This window comes from Janthinobacterium lividum (assembly GCF_034424625.1).
Taxonomy (GTDB): Bacteria; Pseudomonadota; Gammaproteobacteria; order Burkholderiales; family Burkholderiaceae_D; genus Janthinobacterium; species Janthinobacterium lividum.
In genome coordinates this window covers 5425969-5441917 of the sequence record NZ_CP139976.1, presented here as the reverse complement: position 1 = coordinate 5441917, position 15949 = coordinate 5425969, and the positions used below count along the sequence as shown (strand labels likewise).

At 66.0% G+C, this 15949-nt stretch carries 11 protein-coding genes; 2 read left to right on the top strand and 9 right to left on the bottom strand.

Annotated features, from left to right (window positions below):
• Nucleotides 1–199: 199 nt before the first annotated feature.
• Both U0004_RS24560 and U0004_RS24555 read left to right on the top strand, forming a co-directional pair.
• Nucleotides 200–1828: a methyl-accepting chemotaxis protein gene (locus U0004_RS24560; protein ID WP_070257987.1), complete on the top strand. Its 1629-nt coding sequence runs from the start codon at nt 200–202 to the stop codon at nt 1826–1828.
• A gap of 168 nt (nt 1829–1996) precedes the next feature.
• Nucleotides 1997–3811 carry a putative bifunctional diguanylate cyclase/phosphodiesterase gene (locus U0004_RS24555; protein WP_081345761.1) on the top strand — a complete coding sequence of 605 codons (1815 nt, stop codon included), beginning with the start codon at nt 1997–1999 and terminating at the stop codon, nt 3809–3811.
• Here U0004_RS24555 and U0004_RS24550 read toward each other — a convergent pair.
• From U0004_RS24550 to U0004_RS24510, 9 genes are all read right to left on the bottom strand, one after another.
• Entirely contained in the window at nt 3802–6249 is a 2448-nt protein-coding gene (locus U0004_RS24550; protein ID WP_070257986.1) for a TonB-dependent siderophore receptor, read from the bottom strand. The genes U0004_RS24555 and U0004_RS24550 overlap by 10 nt on opposite strands.
• Nucleotides 6250–6327: 78 nt before the next feature.
• Nucleotides 6328–7281, bottom strand: a complete 954-nt coding sequence (locus U0004_RS24545; RefSeq protein WP_070257985.1) for a FecR domain-containing protein — start codon at nt 7279–7281, stop codon at nt 6328–6330.
• On the bottom strand, nt 7278–7820 hold the full coding sequence (locus tag U0004_RS24540; protein WP_070257984.1) for a sigma-70 family RNA polymerase sigma factor: 543 nt from the start codon (nt 7818–7820) through the stop codon (nt 7278–7280). Before U0004_RS24540 ends, U0004_RS24545 begins: the two co-directional genes overlap by 4 nt.
• Before the next feature lie 11 nt (nt 7821–7831).
• Nucleotides 7832–8185, bottom strand: coding sequence for a DUF3325 domain-containing protein (locus U0004_RS24535; RefSeq protein WP_070257983.1), 354 nt, complete (start codon nt 8183–8185; stop codon nt 7832–7834).
• A complete protein-coding gene (locus U0004_RS24530) occupies nt 8185–9807 on the bottom strand; it encodes a PepSY-associated TM helix domain-containing protein (protein ID WP_070257982.1) in 1623 nt (540 codons plus the stop codon). The genes U0004_RS24535 and U0004_RS24530 overlap by 1 nt, the downstream gene beginning before the upstream one ends.
• On the bottom strand, nt 9804–10151 hold the full coding sequence (locus U0004_RS24525) for a DUF3649 domain-containing protein (protein ID WP_081345760.1): 348 nt from the start codon (nt 10149–10151) through the stop codon (nt 9804–9806). The genes U0004_RS24530 and U0004_RS24525 overlap by 4 nt, the downstream gene beginning before the upstream one ends.
• A gap of 2 nt (nt 10152–10153) precedes the next feature.
• The gene (locus U0004_RS24520) at nt 10154–10900 is read right to left on the bottom strand and encodes a DUF4198 domain-containing protein (protein WP_070257981.1); all 747 of its coding nucleotides are present in this window, start codon (nt 10898–10900) and stop codon (nt 10154–10156) included.
• A 73-nt stretch (nt 10901–10973) separates the two neighbouring features.
• The gene (locus U0004_RS24515) at nt 10974–13235 is read right to left on the bottom strand and encodes a TonB-dependent siderophore receptor (RefSeq protein ID WP_081345759.1); all 2262 of its coding nucleotides are present in this window, start codon (nt 13233–13235) and stop codon (nt 10974–10976) included.
• Between the two features lie 294 nt (nt 13236–13529).
• Nucleotides 13530–15926, bottom strand: a complete 2397-nt coding sequence (locus U0004_RS24510) for a TonB-dependent siderophore receptor (protein WP_070257980.1) — start codon at nt 15924–15926, stop codon at nt 13530–13532.
• Nucleotides 15927–15949: the final 23 nt, after the last annotated feature.

Genomic DNA, 15949 nt, shown 5'->3' with positions numbered 1-15949 from the left:
CATAACGGTGACGGAAAATCATGACCATCCAGTCAACCTTGTGCTGTAATTTGTTGTTTCTATGTTGAAAGTGTTTCTCTAACGAAAGCGCTGCTTGGTTTTTCACGGGGTGCGCCGCATGATTTCTTCATTTGGTGAGAATTGGTTAGTTTTGGCGGCGCCTTTGTTGCCATCCTGTTCTTGCTGCCGGGAGAAACACATGCAACTCGCGAATCTGAAAATTTCCGTCCGCCTGGGTCTGTTGGGCGCCTTCTTTTTTCTTGCGCTGGTGTTCGTGGGCGTGCGCGGCTGGAGCGCTCTCGACGCGGCCAGTGCGCGCAGCGCGGACGCCATGCAGCGTTCCGTCGCCTTGACGGAAGCGGTCGACGCGGCGCGCAGCGCGCAGGTGGAATTCAAGATCCAGGTGCAGGAATGGAAAAACATCCTGCTGCGCGGCGGCGATGCTGCCGCCTTCCAGCGCTACCGCGAAGCCTTCGTCGCCAGCGGCGCGCAGACGCGCAAGGAATTGAAAAGCCTGCAAGCGATGATGGGGGCGCTGAAGCTCGACACGGCGCCCGTGGAGCACGCGCTGCAGGCGCACGACGCGCTGGGCGTCAGCTACCTGGCGGCGCTGCAAAAGTATGATGGCGCGCGCGCCGACAGCGCCCAGACCGTCGATGCGCTGGTGAAAGGCATGGACCGCGAACCGACGCGCCAGATCGACGCCATCGTCGCGACCATCGGCAAGCAGTCGCACACCCTGATGGCGCAGATGAAGGAGCAGGATGCGGCCGCGCACCGCAGCGCCAGCATCGCGATGCTGGCCACCGTGCTGGTGACCCTGGTCGTCGGCAGCGTGACCGTGTGGTGGCTGATCCGCAGCATCACCGTGCCGCTCGGTGCGGCCGTCGGCATCGCCCAGCAGGTGGCGGCGGGCGACCTGCGCGCCGTGGTGGCCGACGGCAGCCGCGATGAAATCGGCGACCTGCTGCGCGCCTTGAAAGCCATGAGCGGTAACCTGGCCGCCATCGTGGGACGGGTGCGCGCCGGCACGGACGCCATCGCCACGGCGTCCGGCGAAATCGCCAGCGGCAACATGGACCTGTCGTCGCGGACGGAAGAACAGGCCAGTTCGCTGGAAGAAACGGCTGCCTCGATGATCGAGCTGACGTCCACCGTGCGGCAGAATAACGACAACGCGGACCAGGCGCGCCAGCTGGCCGGCGGCGCCTCCGACGTGGCGCAGCGCGGCGGCGAGGCCGTGGCGCAGGTGGTGCAGACCATGAGCCATATCAATGCTTCGTCGAAGCGTATCGTCGATATCATCGCCGTCATCGACGGCATTGCTTTCCAGACGAATATCCTGGCCCTGAATGCGGCCGTGGAAGCGGCGCGGGCCGGCGAGCAGGGACGCGGCTTTGCCGTCGTTGCCACCGAGGTGCGCAACCTGGCGCAACGTTCGGCAGCGGCGGCCATGGAAATCAAGCAGCTGATCGGCGAATCCGTGCGCACGGCGGAAGAGGGCAGCGTGCTGGCCGGCCAGGCGGGGCGCACGATGGATGACGTGGTGAGCAGCGTGGAGCGCGTCAACGCCATCATTGGCGAGATCGCCGTGGCCAGCGTGGAGCAGCGCGACGGCATCGAGCAGATCAGCATCGCCATCAGCCAGATGGATGGCGTGACGCAGCAGAATGCGGCCCTGGTGGAGCAGGCCGCCGCCGCTGCGGACGCGCTGCAGCAGCAGGCGGCCAGCCTGGCCGACGCCGTCAGCATCTTCAAGCTGCATGCGGCGCCCGGCGCGGCCGCACCGGCCGGTGTCGCGCTGGCCCGGAGGCTGTCGCTGGCCTGACGAAGACCTGCCCCGTTCCGCTTGATGCCAGTCAAGCGGCCCCCGATCAGGCAAATATCGCGCCCAAATTCTTATACTATTTCCTTTCCGCATGGTTCTGCGCCCGGCCGCATGGCGCGCGTTGCAAAGGAAAAGCATGTCTTCCAAATCTTGCCTGCCGGGTGACGCATGACGGCGCTGCTGCTGGCGCTGTGCCTGGTCCTGGCCGTGGTGCTGAGCTTGCTGCTGGCCTGCCAGTGGCAGGCGGCGCGCGCGTGGCGCCTGCGCCATGCGACGGGCGTGGTGCTGCAGGCGGCGCAGGGCCAGCGCATGGCCGATGCGCTGGCCCTGTTGCAGGCGCTGCCGGCGGCCGTCATCGGCACGGACCACGATGGCGTGGTGCAGTACCTGAATCCCCGCGCCAGCGCCATGGGCGGACTGCTGGGCGACGGTGGCCTGGGCCAGCCCGTGACACAGCTGCTGCCCCTGTTCCATGACGGCACGCCCATCGATGCGGCGCGCCAGGTGCGCGACTGCGTGGCGCAGCAGGAAGTGCTGGAAGTGGCGCGCGGCGCCGTGCTGCTGCGCCATCTCGACGGCAAGCGCATCGACGTGCAGTACAGCTGCGCGCCGCTGGCGCAGGGTGGCGCCGTACTGCTGCTGCACGATGTGTCGGCGCGCCGGCGCGCCGAGCAGCAGCTGGAATTCATCGCCCACCACGACGGCCTGACGGGGCTGCCAAACCGGCTGCATTTCCAGATCCGCTTCGAGCACGGTATCGCCTACGCGCGCCGCCACCAGGCGTTGCTGGCCGTGCTGTTTGTCGACATCGACCGCTTCAAATCCATCAACGACAGCCTGGGGCACGACGTGGGCGACCAGGTGCTGACGGAGTTCGCGCGCCGGGTGCAGCAGTGCGTGCGCAAGGTCGACACGGTGGCGCGCCAGGGCGGCGACGAATTCATCATCCTGCTGACGGAATTGCGCACGGCGCACGATGCCGAGCGGGTGGCCGAAAAAATCGTCGGCGCCATCGCCGCCCCCTTCGTCATCGGCGAATACAGCCTGTCGGTGGCGGCCAGCGTGGGCGTGGCCCTGTACCCGGACGACGACGACGACGTCAATGCGCTGATCGAAAAGGCCGACCTGGCCATGTATGCGGCCAAGCGCCGCGCGCCCGGTACCTGCCTGCGCTACGCGCCGCGCATGCAGACGCAGTCGTATTCGCGCACCATCCTCGAGACGGCCCTGCGCCACGCGCTCGAACGCGATGAATTCGCGCTGTACTACCAGCCGCGCATGGACTTGAAGATGCGCAGGATCACGGGCGTGAAGGCGCTGCTGCGCTGGAAGCACCCGGAACTGGGCCTGATGATGCCGCTCGACTTTTTACCGGTACTGGAGGAAAGCGCCCTGATCCTGCCGGTTGGGGCCTGGGTGATGGCCACGGCGGTGGAGCAGGCGCGCAGCTGGATCGCGCAGGGGCAGATGCTGACGGTGTCCGTCAGCCTGTCGGCGCGCCAGTTCTACCAGCGCGATATCGCACGCAATTTCGCCGCTGCGCTGGAGGCGGCCGGCGTGCCGGGGCATTGCATTGAACTGGAAATCGCCGCCGGCATTCTGATCGCCCGCAACCAGAACTGCGAACTGATACTGCGCCAGTTCCGCCAGCTGGGCATGGCGATTGCCATCAGCGATTTTGGCACGGGCGACGCTTCGCTGAACTACCTGAAACGCTTTCCCACGGATGCCGTGAAGATCGAAAAGTGTTTTGTCGACGACGTGGGAAAGCCGGGCGGCGACGGCGCCATGGTGCGCGCCATCGTGGCGATGGCGCGCACGCTCGGACTGCGCACCATCGCCGGCGGGGTGGAAAGCGGCGAGCAGCTGGAACTGCTGGCCGAGATGGGCTGCGACGAGGCGTTTGGCTACTACCTGGGCCGCGCCATGGCGCCCGAGGGTATCGAGGCGCTGCTCAAAAGTGGCGAAGCCATTCAGAACTGATAGCGCAGCGACAGCATGGCGTTGCGCGGATCGCCGTAATAGCCGCCCATGCCCGTCGAGTAGTAGCGCTTGTCGAAGACATTGTTGACGTTCAGGGTCGCCACCAGTTGCTTGCTGAGCTGGTACTGCGCCATCAGTCCCGCCACCGCATAGGCCTTCTGCGTGAAGCGTTCGCCGTTCGGCCCGCGGTCATCCATGTAGATATCGCTTTGCCAGTTCACACCGCCGCCCAGCACCAGGCCAGGCACGCCTTGCGCCAGGCGCCAGGTGGTCCACAGCTTGGCCATGTTCTGCGGCTGGTTGGTCTGGATGCGTGCGCCGGCGGCATTGCGGATGCGGCTATACGCATAGCTGGCCGTCAGTTGCCAGTCGGGACGCAGCTGGCCAGAGACTTCCGCCTCGAAGCCGCGCGTGGTGGCGCCCTTGACCGTGTGGTAGGCGTAAGAGCCGCCGCCCGTGCCGATGATCCAGACATTGCCCGGATCGGCTTCGGCCAGGTTTTCCTGCTTCAGCTGGAAGAGGGCGGCGCTGGTGGTGAGCTTGCCGTCGAAGAATTCGCCCTTGGCGCCCACTTCGTAGTTCTTGCCTTCCAGCGGCGCCAGGAAGCGGCTGTTGACGTCGCGCTGGCTTTGCGGCGTGAAGATGCTGGTGTAGCTGGCATAGGCCGACCAGTGCCGGCCCAGGTCGTAGACGAGGCCCGCATACGGCGTGATCTTGCCGTTTTCGCGCATCGCGTCGTACAAGTCCGTGTCGGCATCGTAATCGCTGCGGATGTCGCGCTTCCAGTACGACAGGCGCGCACCCAAAATCACCGACAGCGCATCCGTCGGGCGCAGGCGCAGGGTCGAATACAGGCCGCTTTCGCGCTCCTTGTCGTACGAGCTGCCCAGGCGCGTGCCGCTGTAGTCGGGCACCGGCATGGCGCCATTCCAGGCGTGGATATCCGGCACCGTGTAGTCGTAGCCAGTCAGGCGCCAGCCCGGATAGATGGGGCTATTCGTCTTGAGTTCCGAGGCGCTCACGCCCAGCACCAGTTCATGTTTGCGGCCGAAGGCCTGGAACGGGCCGCTGACGTAGGCGTCGAGCGAGGTCTGTTGCGGCTTGCTGTGCCAGTTGGCCAGCCACAGCTTCATGCCGCCGCCCGTTACGCGGTCCGGGTAGCCGTTGCCGGAAAAACCCTGCAAGGCATCGTACTGGTTGCTGCTGCGGCTGACGGCCACCTTGGCGATCCAGTCATTGTCGAAATAATGGTCGAGCGTGGCGAACAGCATGCTCTGTTCGCGGTCATACGTGCTCCACGCGGCCGTGCCGTTCATCGAGCGGGAAAAATGGGTTTGCGAGCCGTCGGCATAGAACATGGGGAATTCGCGCCCCGCGCCCTTGAGCTTTTCCTGCTGGTAGTTGATGCCGGCGCTGAGCACCGTCGACGGCGTCAGGTCCGCTTCGACGATGGCGTACAGCACGTCCTTTTTCTGCTGGTAGCGGTCGATGAACGAGCGCTGGTCTTCATGCGCGGCGACGATGCGCGCGCGCACCTTGCCGTCCGCCGTCAACGGCGTCGAGACATCGCCTTCGATGCGGTAGCGGTCCCAAGAGCCCAGCTGCGCGCCGGCCGCGGCGGCAAACGCGCGGCCCGGGCGCTTGCGCACGAGATTGATGGCGGCCGACGGACTGCCCGTGCCGCTGATCAGCCCCGTGGCGCCTCGGATGATTTCGACGCGGTCGTAGATGGCCATGTCGTAGGTGCGCGCTTCCAGGTTTTTGCTGGTCGGGATGCCGTCGAACATGTACGACGTCACTTCGAAGCCGCGTGAAAATACCTGGTCGTATTCGCGCGTGCTCGACGAATGGTCGACCGTGATGCCGGGCGCCTGCACTAGCACGTCCTGCAAGGTGCGCAAGCCCTGGTCCTCGATCTGCTGGCGCGTGATGACGCTGACGGCTTGCGGTGTTTCGCGCAGCGACAGGTTCAGGCGCGTGGCGCTGGTCAGGCCCGCGTAGCCGCGCTTGCCTTCCGTGGTGCCGTCGCGCAGGGCGCTGGAGCTGACGGCTACTTCGCCCAGGGTCGCGGCAATCGGCGCGGCGGGCGATGCCGTGCCTGCCTTGCGCAGCACGTAGCTGCGTTCCCCGCTGGGCAGCGCATCGAGGCCCGTGCCAGCCAGCAGGCGGGCCAGTGCCTGCGGCACCGTGTAGCTGCCGCTCAGGCCCTGCGTGCGCACGCCTTGCAGCAGGTCGGCCGCCGCGCCCACGCTCACCTTCGCCTCGATGGCAAAGCTGGCGATGGCGGTGGATAGTTCGCCGGCCGGCACGTGGAAAACCGTTTGCGCGGCGGCTGGCGTGATGGCATCGGCTGCCATGGCCGGCGCCTGCGCCAGCGACAGCAGGAACACGGCGCTGCCTATGGCGCGCGCGAGGGGAGTCAAACGGGGTGGGTGCATGGTCTTGCCTTTCCTGTGAGTGTCGTTGTAATACTCACAGGACAGGCCATGCCGAAAAAAGGGGCCAATTCTTGTCAACTATTTTTTGCGGGCCGCGATGGTGACCCAGTACGGGGTGCGGTACAGCACGTCGACGGGCAGCATGCGCGCTAGGCTTTCCAGCACGGCGTCCGTGTCGTCGAGCTGGAAGGCGCCCGACAGGCGCAGGCCCGCCACTTGCGGCTCCACGCGCAGCAGGCCGGGGCGGTAGCGTGACAGCTCCAAGGCGAAGGCATCGAGGCGCATGTCCTGCGCCGCCAGCATGCCGCGCGCCCACGCATCGGCTTGCGGCGGGGCCGGCGTGGGCAGGCCGGCGTGGCTGGCGTCGAAGCGGCTTTGCTGTCCCGCCATGAGCGTGCGGACGGTGGCCGACGGCGCGCGCGGCGTGATTTCCACCGCGTGCTCCAGCACCGTCACGCGGCTGCTGTCGTCGTCGACGCGCACGGTAAAGCGCGTGCCCAGCGCGCGGATGCGGCCATGGCAGGTGGCGACGATGAAAGGGCGGCTGCCCGCATGATCGGCGCGCGTCTGCACCAGCGCTTCGCCGCGGCGCAGGGTCAGCAGGCGTTCGCCGGCGCCATACGCCACGTCGACTGCGCTGTCCGTGTTGAGCACCAGGGTGCCGCCATCGGGCAGGGACACTACACGCCGTTCTCCCACGCCGCTGCGGTAATCGGCCAGCATTTCGTGGCGCACCAGCAGCCACGCGGCGGGCGCCGCCATCAGCGCCAGCAATACCTGCACGGCCACGCGGCGCTGCGGCCGGCGCAGCACAGGCACGGCCAGATCCGGCGGCAGCAGGCCAGCCGTCTGGCTCACCTGCTGCACCCTGTTCCAGGCGCGCGCATGTTCCGGGTCGCGTGCGCGCCATTCGGCGCTGGCGGCCAGGTCGTCCGGCGTGGCCTGGCCCGACTGCTCCAATAAATACCATTCGACGGCCTGGCGCGCCACCTTGCGCGACAGCGGAGGATATGGCGAAGCAGCGGCGCTCATGCGGGAAAATCCGGCGCCAGCAGCACGCATTCCGTCAGCGCCTCGGCCATGTAGCGTTTCACGGAGCGCTCGCCGATGCCCAGCAGCGCGGCGATATCCGCGTAGGCATGGCCTTCGATCTGCGCCATGATGAAGACGGCGCGCACCTTCGGTTTCAGGCCGTCGAGCATGGCATCGACCGCTTGCAGCGCCTGCAGGATTTCCACGCGCTGCTCGGTCGATGGCAGATGCTGTTCGGGCAGGGCGGCGAGCGTTGCCAGCCACGCCCGTTCCAGCGACTGGCGGCGCAAATGGTTGATCAGCAGATGTTTGGCGACGGTCGCCAGGTAAGCCTTGGGGGCGCGCAGGGCCGGCGTTTGCGGCTGCATTGGCGCGCCGGCCAGCAGGCGCGCGAAAGTATCCTGCATCAGGTCGGCGGCCTCGGCAGCGTTACCCAGGCGCCGTTGCAGCCAGTGCGCCAGCCAGCCGTGGTGTGCGCGGTAATGGCTTTCCAGCTGCGTGGCCAGCAGGGGAGAGGGCGCGAACGGACTGCCTGGCATGGCCACGATATCTACAGAATGGCCAGCGCGACGGCGGCCAGCACGGCAGCCACGCCGATCATGCGCGCCAGGCGCATGGCCTGGTGCGGCGCATAGGGCAGCAGCCAGATCAGCAGCAAGCCGCAGCCCGTCAGGCTGCCGACCCAGTAGACGAGGCCGTAACCGCCGCCGGCGATGTGCATGGCCCAGGCCAGGCCGGCGGCCAGCGCCAGCCAGCCGGCCCATTGCAAGCGGCGGCGGAGTGGCGCGGGCGGTTCGGCGCCGCGTCCGTGCAGGTCGGCGTAATGGCGATCCATCGCCAGGCACAGCGAGGACAGGCCCGCATAGCACAGGGCAAACACGAGGAAGTTCGACAGCAGCTCCATCACGCGGCCTCCATCGTTTGCGCCGGTTTCACCGCTGCTGCCTTGGCCGCCTTCACGGGCAGCGGTTTCAATTTGAACGCCGCATACGCGAGGCCCAGGCCCAGCACCAGCACCACCAGGTCGAAGGCGGCGACCGCCACGGGGCCGCGGCCCAGGAACAGGGTCACGCCCAGGTGCGAACTGGTCGTGAAGACGTTCAGCACAGGCAGCGATGCCAGCAGGAAGGCGCCGGCGGCCAGCTGCATGCGCCACATGGCGCGCGACGGGCGCAGCTGGGCGATGATGGCGGCCAGGGCCCAGGCGCCGAAGAAGCAGGCGATTTCCTCTTTCGGCCGGTCTTCCATCGTCACGGACAGCAGGCGGTTGGCCCAGAAGTAGGCGCCAAAGGCGATCGGGATGCCGGCGATGGCGCCGATGTTGAGCGCTTCGACCAGGCGCAGGCCGAAGCTGGCGCGCTTGCCGGCGGCCAGCGCCTTGGCCTGCTTCTGGCGCGTCTTGACGGCCCACAGCAAGGCGCCCGTGGCGACCATGGCGCAGCCGGCCAGGCCGGACAGGAAGAACAGGGCGCGCAGCAGCGGGCCGCCGAAATGCGCGACGTGCAGTCCAACCATCACGCCTTGCGTGGCTGCCGCGCCGGGCTGCGCGTCGCCATCGCTTGACAACAGCTTGCCGGAAACGCCATCGAATTCCATCGACGGCTGCTTCGACGACATGTCGCGTCCACCGGCGCGCGTCAGCGAAATGGTGGCGTTGGCGTCGCCCGGGTGGTTGACGGAAATGCGCTCGACCTTGCCGCCGCCCCAATGCTGTTCCGCCTGGCGCACGAGGGGCGCCAACCGTGCCAACGGCGCGGCCACGCCGGCTGGCTTGCTGTCGCCCGAGCGGCCCGGGAATGCTTCGGCGAAGAAGGCATCCTGGTCGCCCTTGTAGGCGGCCGTGACGCCGGAAGGCATGTACAGGAACATCAACGTGACCAGGCCCGTGTAGGTGATCATGATGTGGTAGGGCAGGGCCAGCACGGCCGTCACGTTATGCGCGTCCAGCCACGAGCGCTGGCCCTTCTTCGGCCGGAAGGTAAACAGGTCCTTGAAGATGCGCTTGTGCGTGACGATGCCGCTGATGATGGAGACAAACATGAACATGGCGCAGAAACCCACGATCCAGCGGGCCCAGATGGCCGGCATGTAATGCAGGTCGAAATGCAGGCGGTAGAGGAATTCGCCGCCCCGCGTCTCGCGCGGCTTGGACAGCACTTCGCCCGTGGCCGGGTCGGCTTTTTCGCTATGAAAATTGCCGCGCCGTCCGCGTTTCTTTTCGCCGGGCTTCGAAGGCTTGCTCCAGCCCAGTTGCGTGGCCGGGCTGCGTTCGCCGGGCAGGCTGATGAACCAGCGCGTGGCGCCTTCTGCCCGCTCTTCCATCGCCTTCTGCGCCACGCTGGCCGCTTCCTCGGTGCTTACCTGGCTGGCGGCGGCGCCGTGCAATTCGGGCTGCATCCACAGGGTGATTTCATTGCGGTAGTAGCTGGCCGTGCCGGCGCAAAACACCAGCAGCAAAATCCAGCAGACGAGCAGGCCGGACCAGGTGTGCAGCCATGCCATCGACTGGCGGAAACCTTCTTTCATGCGAAACTCCAGGATAGTGCGTCCATCCACTGCAGGATGGCGGCGATGACGGTGGCGGGGATCGCAAGGCCCAGCCAGGCGCGCAGGGCGCTGCGCGTGGCGAAGACCCACATCACGGCGCAGGTGTAGATGGCAAACGACAGCAGGGTGGCTGTCATGACGGCTTCGGAACGGGCCATGGGCAGGCTTACCGACAGCAGTATGGTGACCAGCGCGGCCAGCACGTAGCCGCCAACGATGGCCGCCACGCTGCGCGAAGCCACGCCGAGGCGGTACGCTGCGTCGGCGGACAGGCGCAGGCGCGCAGGTTTTTCAATCGTTTCAGTGATGGCTGGCGCTTGCATGGTCAGTCGTGATCCTTGCTCGGCGGCAGGGCCGGGCCGGCCGGCAGCGGCGTCACGCCTTGCGGCTGCACCAGGCTCAGGGTCGTCACGAACATGGCCTTGTCATAGGCTTGCGTGCCGCGCTGGCCGGCCGTCTTGTCCGTGTGCTGCACTTCCAGCACATAGGTGCCCTTCCATGGCAGCGGGAAGCTGACCAGGCCTTGCGCATCGCTCCACGCTTCCTTGCCCCAGCCCGACTGCACCACGGCGTTGACCTTGGCTTGCGCCAGCGGCTTGCCCTGGTAGCTGACCTGGAACTGGCCTGGTTTGCCGGTCGGCACCAGGTCGAGGGTCAGCGCGGGCGCTTGCGCCTTGCCGTCGGCGATCAGGCGTGCGGCCGGGACCCACACGGTGCGCGTGCTCCTGCCATCCTTTTTCTCTTCCCACGACGGGTAGTTGTCTTCCTCGACGATGATGCTTTCGCCGGCACCCACCTTGCCATTCAGGATGAACGCGCCGGCCGTCTTGCTCGCCTGCAAAGGCTGCGTGCCCTTGGCCGACACCCATGTCACGTTCTTGATGCTGAACTTGTCCAGCAGGCCGGGCGACGCCTCGCGCAGGTTGTCGCCGAACTCGCCGAAGTACACGCTGGCCGCCTTGCCGTCCTGCTGCAGCCAGATCTGGTGCGCGCTGGCCGTGCCGGAAACGAGGGCCGCGCCCAGCAGGGCGGCAGCGAGGGCGCCGAGGCGCGCGATGGAGGTGATGTGCATGGTGTATCCCTTATCTTCTTATGTGAAATGGACAAAGCGGCCGCGCTCCCGGGGGACAGCGGCCTGCGATGCATCAGTACTGGTAGCGCAGGTTCAGCGCCACGTTGCGCGGTTCGCCGTAATAGCCGCCGTTATAGAAACCCACGCGGCGGAAATACGTCTTGTCGAACAGGTTGTTGACATTCAGGCTGGCCGACAGTTTCGGGCTGATCTGATAGCGCGCCATCAGGTTGGCCAGCACGTAGCTGCCCTGGCTGACCCGGATCTTGCTTTTGTTCGGCAGGGTGGCCGTCGTCCAGATCTCGTTCTGCCAGTTCAAGCCGCCGCCGATGGTGAGATTTTGCAGCTCGCCCGGCAGGCGGTAGGTGGTCGAGACGCGCAGCATGTTGGTCGGCTGGATGGTGTTGGTCACCACGCCCTTGCCCGTCTTCGATTTGCTGTGCGTGTAGCCGGCAAACAGCTGCCAGCCGCTCAAGGGGCTGCCCGACACTTCCGCCTCGTAACCCTTGCTTTTCGTGCCCTTGCCCGTCGAGATATAGGGACGGCTGCCGTCCGGCAGCACGAAGGTCAGCGGCACCGATTTGTCTTCCTCGCCCAGGTTGTCCTGCTTGGCTTCATACACGGCAAACGAGGCATTCACGGCGCCGTCGAAGAATTCGCTCTTCACGCCCGCTTCCACATTGCTGCCCGTAATCGGGTCGAGGAAGGCGTTGTTCTTGTCCTTCAGGTTTTGCGGCTTGAACAGGTCCGTGTAGCTGGCGTACAGCGACGTGCTCTTGCTCACGTCAAGCACCACGCCCGCGTACGGCGTGACGACATCGTCCGTCTTGTAGGCGGAGCTGCGTTTCACAAAACGGCCCTGGGTATCGTAGCGGTCGTTATATGTTTCCCATTTGGAGACGCGCGCGCCAGCCAGTACCTTGAAACTGTCCGTGACATTGATGCGCGTGGCGATGAAGGCGCCGGACTGCTTGGTGGTGGCGACGTCGCGCGCGCCCGTGCGCGTGAGCGCCGGCTCGGGCACGTCGCCGGTCCAGTTGCGGAAGTCGGGGATGGTGGTGGCAAATGGCAGCGGATCGGGCAGCAAGGTTTCATTCGTCGTGCCGCTGCGCTTCCAGCCGTTCACGCCCAGCACCAGGTCGTGCTGGCGGCCGAACAGGGGGAAAGTGCCGTTGGCCGACAGGTCGAAGTTGTCCTGTTTTTCATCGTAGGGGAAGGCGCCGCTCCAGACTTCCAGGCCGCTGCCGTCGCGTTTCGGATAGCCGCTGCCGCCGTAGAACAGCTTGCCGTTCGAGGAGCTGTCCAGGCGCCCGTAGGCGGCCTTGATTTTCCAGTCGTTGGCAAAGCGGTGTTCGAGGTAGACGTATTTGTTTTCGAATGCGCGCTCCCAGCTGCTCCACTTGGCCGCCATGTTGAACGAGCGCGGCATGTTGGCCGGCGTGCCGTCCGAGAAGAACAGGGGCGTGGTGCCCCAGCTCGTGCCTTTCGGCGTGTTCTTTTGATAGTCGATGCCGGCCGTCAGCAACGTTGCAGGCGTCAGATCCGCCTCGACGATGACGGCGCCCACCAGCTTGCGTTCCTTGTACAGGTCCATGTAGGAATGGCGGTTCTGGCCTGCCACCACGACGCGCCCGCGGATGCTGCCGTCCGCATTCAGCGGCGCGCTGATGTCGCCTTCGAGCCGGACCTTGCTCCAGGAACCCACGGTCAGGCCGGCCGAGGCGGCAAACTCCTTGCCGGGACGCTTGTGCATCATGTTGATGGTGGCCGACGGGTCGCCATTGCCGCTGACCAGGCCCGTGGCGCCGCGCACGATCTCGATGCGGTCATAGATGGCCGTGTCGAACAGCGCATTGCTGCCTGAATTGACGGCCACGCCGTCGATCTGGTAATTGCCGATGGAAAAGCCGCGCGCCGAAAAGCTGGTGCGTTCGCTGTCGTTCTCCTGCACCGTCACGCCCGTCGACTGCACCAGTACCTCGGCCAGGCTGTTCAAGCCCATGTCGTCCATGCGCTGGCGCGTCACCACGGAAATCGATTGCGGCGTTTCGCGGATCGACAGGCCCATGCGCGTCGCCGTGGCCATCTGTTTGGTGGTGTAGGAACCCGTGTGCTCGGTCGCTGCCTTGTCTTGCTGGCCCACTACCTTGATCTCGCTCAGAGTGGCTTCATCGGGCTTGGCGGGTGCCTCCGCAGCCAGGGCCGCGCCGGCGCCCAGCGCTGCCGTCAGCAATGCGGAATGCACGGCGATGGCCAGCGGACGCATGGCGACATTGGAAACTGGTGGGGAAAACGGGCCGGCAACCATGCCGGCCAGCGAACGTGCTCGCGCCATGAAACATCCTTCTTCTCGTGTGCCCGCCGTCGAGCGGCTGGCGTTTTTGGTATGGGAGGCTTGCTTGGCGGTGGTGCCTGGCTGGCGCAGCGTGTCATCCAGCCGCGCATCAGTCAGGCGACTGTGCGCAAACTCGGGTGGGAATCTAAATGTGAATGAGAACTATTCTTATTATAGTGCGGGGTTGCGAGACATGCAAGAGAGCGATGTGGTAATGAAGCCGCAGCGATGCCGTCAACGCGCACGGCCGCCCCATTGCTGGCGGCGGCCGTGCATGCGCAGGAGCGCGGGCGTTTACAGCTGGCCGCGCAGGGTCAGCATGGCGTTGCGCGGTTCGCCATAGAAGTTGGAGCCATAGGCGGCCCACACGCGCGTGTAGTATTTTTTGTCGAACAGGTTGTTCACCGTCAGCGACAGCTCCAGTGTGGGACTGAGGCGGTAGCCAGCCTGCAAGCCCACTGTGGTGACGGGTCCCTGCTCGAATTTCACGGGCCCGTTCAGGCGGTACATGCTGCTGACGCTGCGCAAGCCGCCGCCCACGCTGACTTTATCGAGCGCGCCGGCGAGCCGGTAATTAGTCCACAGATTGACATTGTGGCGCGGCGCGATGAAGGAATACAGCTGCGCCTTCTGGTCGTCGCTGCCTTCGAGGGTGCGCGTGCTGGTGTAGGAATAGCCGCCCGTGATGTTCCAGCCGGGCAGGGGACTGCCGCTCAGCTCGGCTTCCATGCCCTGGCTGCGCATCTTGCCGGCGCCGATGGAGAACAGCGGGTTGGCCGGGTCGGGCATGACGCGGTTTTCGTCTTCCATGCGGAACAGGGCCGCATGCGCGTTGACGTTCTTGTCGAACAGCTCCGCCTTCAGCCCCAGCTCGAACTGCTGGCCCGTGCGCGGTTTCAGCGTCTGGCCGGCAGCGTCCGTGGTGCTCTGGGGCGTGAAGATGCGCGTGTAGCTGCCGTAGGCCGACACCTGCTTGTCGAGCTCGTAGACCAGGCCCGCATACGGTGTGAACTTGGCCTTGATGGTGTTGCTGACATCGGTGAACTGGTTGAAATACGCGTTGCGGTTGACGGTATGGTTGTCCCAGTGCGTCACGCGCCCGCCCAAGTTGACGGCCAGGCGCTCGGTCGCTTGCAGGCGGGTGCGCGCGTACAGGCCGAACTGTTTGGTGCGGTTGTCATTGCCGTTGGAAAAGGTATAGCTGGGCCGCGCGATATTGTTATCGGGATGAAAGATGTTGATCGGCGCATTGTCTCCGCCGCCATACTGGAAATTCTTGTGCACCTGGCGGTAGTCGGCGCCCACGATCAGGTCGTGGCTGCGGCCAAACGCCTGGAACGGCGTGGCCAGGTAGGCGTCCAGGCCCTGTGTCTTCCAGTGGCTGCGGTAGTTCCAGCTGACCAGGCAGCTGTCGCCCGTGACGGGATCGGCGGAACAGTCGGACCAGCCGAAATTGCGCGACGGTTCGTCCTGCTCGCGGTACAGGGCGGTCGCCTTGAACTGGCCGCCGTTCGCCAGTTTATGATCGAGTTCGGCAAAGTATTCGGTGACCTTTTCCGTGATGTGGTTCCAGGCCGGGTCGAGGTAGGTGGAGCGGGGCACGTCGAGCAGGCGCCCGTCTTCATACGCGGGCAGGCCGAAGGCGGGACGGCCCTTGTATTGCTGGTGGGTGACGCCGCCCGTCAGTACGGTGCCCGGCGCCACGTCGATGGCAACGGTGCCGTACAGCAGCGGTTTTTCCGCATACACATGGTCGACGAAGGAGCGCCGGTGTTCATACGCGGCCACCAGGCGGCCGCGCACCTTGCCATCCGCGCTCAGGGGGCCCGTGACGTCCGCTTCCGCGTAGTAGCGGTCCCAGGAACCTGCGCTGAGCACGCCGCTGGCGGCAAAGGTGTCGCGCGCGCGCTTGCGCACCAGGTTGATGGTGCCGCCCGGGTCGCCCGCGCCCTGGAACAGGCCGGCGGGGCCGCGCAGCACTTCCACGCGGTCATAGATGGCCAGCCCGAAGCCGGCCGACAGGTCGTTGCCCGTGCTGGCCGGCGTCATCACGCCATCGACCTGCACCGAGTCAAGCGCATAGCCGCGCGAATAAAAGTTGCCGTGGTTGCCGCCCGTGCTGCTGGCCTCGACGGTGATGCCCGTCACGCCGCGCATGGCGTCATCCAGGCTCAGCAAATTCTGGTCATTCAACTGCTGGCGCGTCAGCACGGAGACGGATTGGGGAATTTCGCGCAGGCTTTGCTGGCCCTTGCCGATGCTCACCGCTTGCGCCGCGTATGACTTGGTCAGCTCGCTGTCGATCACTGCCTCCTGGCGGGCGCTGACGGTAATTTCCGCCAGGGTCGCCACCTTGCCCGTGGCGGCGGGCGCGGAGCGGATGATGACGCTGCTGCCATCGATGGCAGCCGTCAGGCCGCTGCCGGCCAGCAGACGCTCCAGGCTGTTGGCCACGCTGAGGGTGCCGCTGACGGCGGGCGCCGTCTTGCCGGCCACGAGTTCGGGCGCGAACAGCAGTTGCAGATTGGCTTGCCGCGCCAGCTCATTCAGTGCCTGGCCCAGCGGCTGGGCGGCGATGGCCAGTGTGACGGCGGGCGCCGTTTGCGCCTGTGCCAGGGAAATGGTGCCCAGGGCCAGCATGGCGGCCAGGGCGAGGGGGGCGGGTGTCAGATTGAGGCGGGGGGACCACATGTTGCATTTCTCCAGGTTAATTT

What these genes read in the sequence shown, in the direction of transcription:
- U0004_RS24560 (WP_070257987.1), top strand. Translation starts at nt 200, where the DNA reads ATGCAACTCGCGAATCTGAAAATTTCCGTCCGCCTGGGTCTGTTGGGC.
- U0004_RS24555 (WP_081345761.1), top strand. Translation starts at nt 1,997, where the DNA reads ATGACGGCGCTGCTGCTGGCGCTGTGCCTGGTCCTGGCCGTGGTGCTG.
- U0004_RS24550 (WP_070257986.1), bottom strand. Translation starts at nt 6,249, where the DNA reads ATGCACCCACCCCGTTTGACTCCCCTCGCGCGCGCCATAGGCAGCGCC.
- U0004_RS24545 (WP_070257985.1), bottom strand. Translation starts at nt 7,281, where the DNA reads ATGAGCGCCGCTGCTTCGCCATATCCTCCGCTGTCGCGCAAGGTGGCG.
- U0004_RS24540 (WP_070257984.1), bottom strand. Translation starts at nt 7,820, where the DNA reads ATGCCAGGCAGTCCGTTCGCGCCCTCTCCCCTGCTGGCCACGCAGCTG.
- U0004_RS24535 (WP_070257983.1), bottom strand. Translation starts at nt 8,185, where the DNA reads ATGGAGCTGCTGTCGAACTTCCTCGTGTTTGCCCTGTGCTATGCGGGC.
- U0004_RS24530 (WP_070257982.1), bottom strand. Translation starts at nt 9,807, where the DNA reads ATGAAAGAAGGTTTCCGCCAGTCGATGGCATGGCTGCACACCTGGTCC.
- U0004_RS24525 (WP_081345760.1), bottom strand. Translation starts at nt 10,151, where the DNA reads ATGCAAGCGCCAGCCATCACTGAAACGATTGAAAAACCTGCGCGCCTG.
- U0004_RS24520 (WP_070257981.1), bottom strand. Translation starts at nt 10,900, where the DNA reads ATGCACATCACCTCCATCGCGCGCCTCGGCGCCCTCGCTGCCGCCCTG.
- U0004_RS24515 (WP_081345759.1), bottom strand. Translation starts at nt 13,235, where the DNA reads ATGGCGCGAGCACGTTCGCTGGCCGGCATGGTTGCCGGCCCGTTTTCC.
- U0004_RS24510 (WP_070257980.1), bottom strand. Translation starts at nt 15,926, where the DNA reads ATGTGGTCCCCCCGCCTCAATCTGACACCCGCCCCCCTCGCCCTGGCC.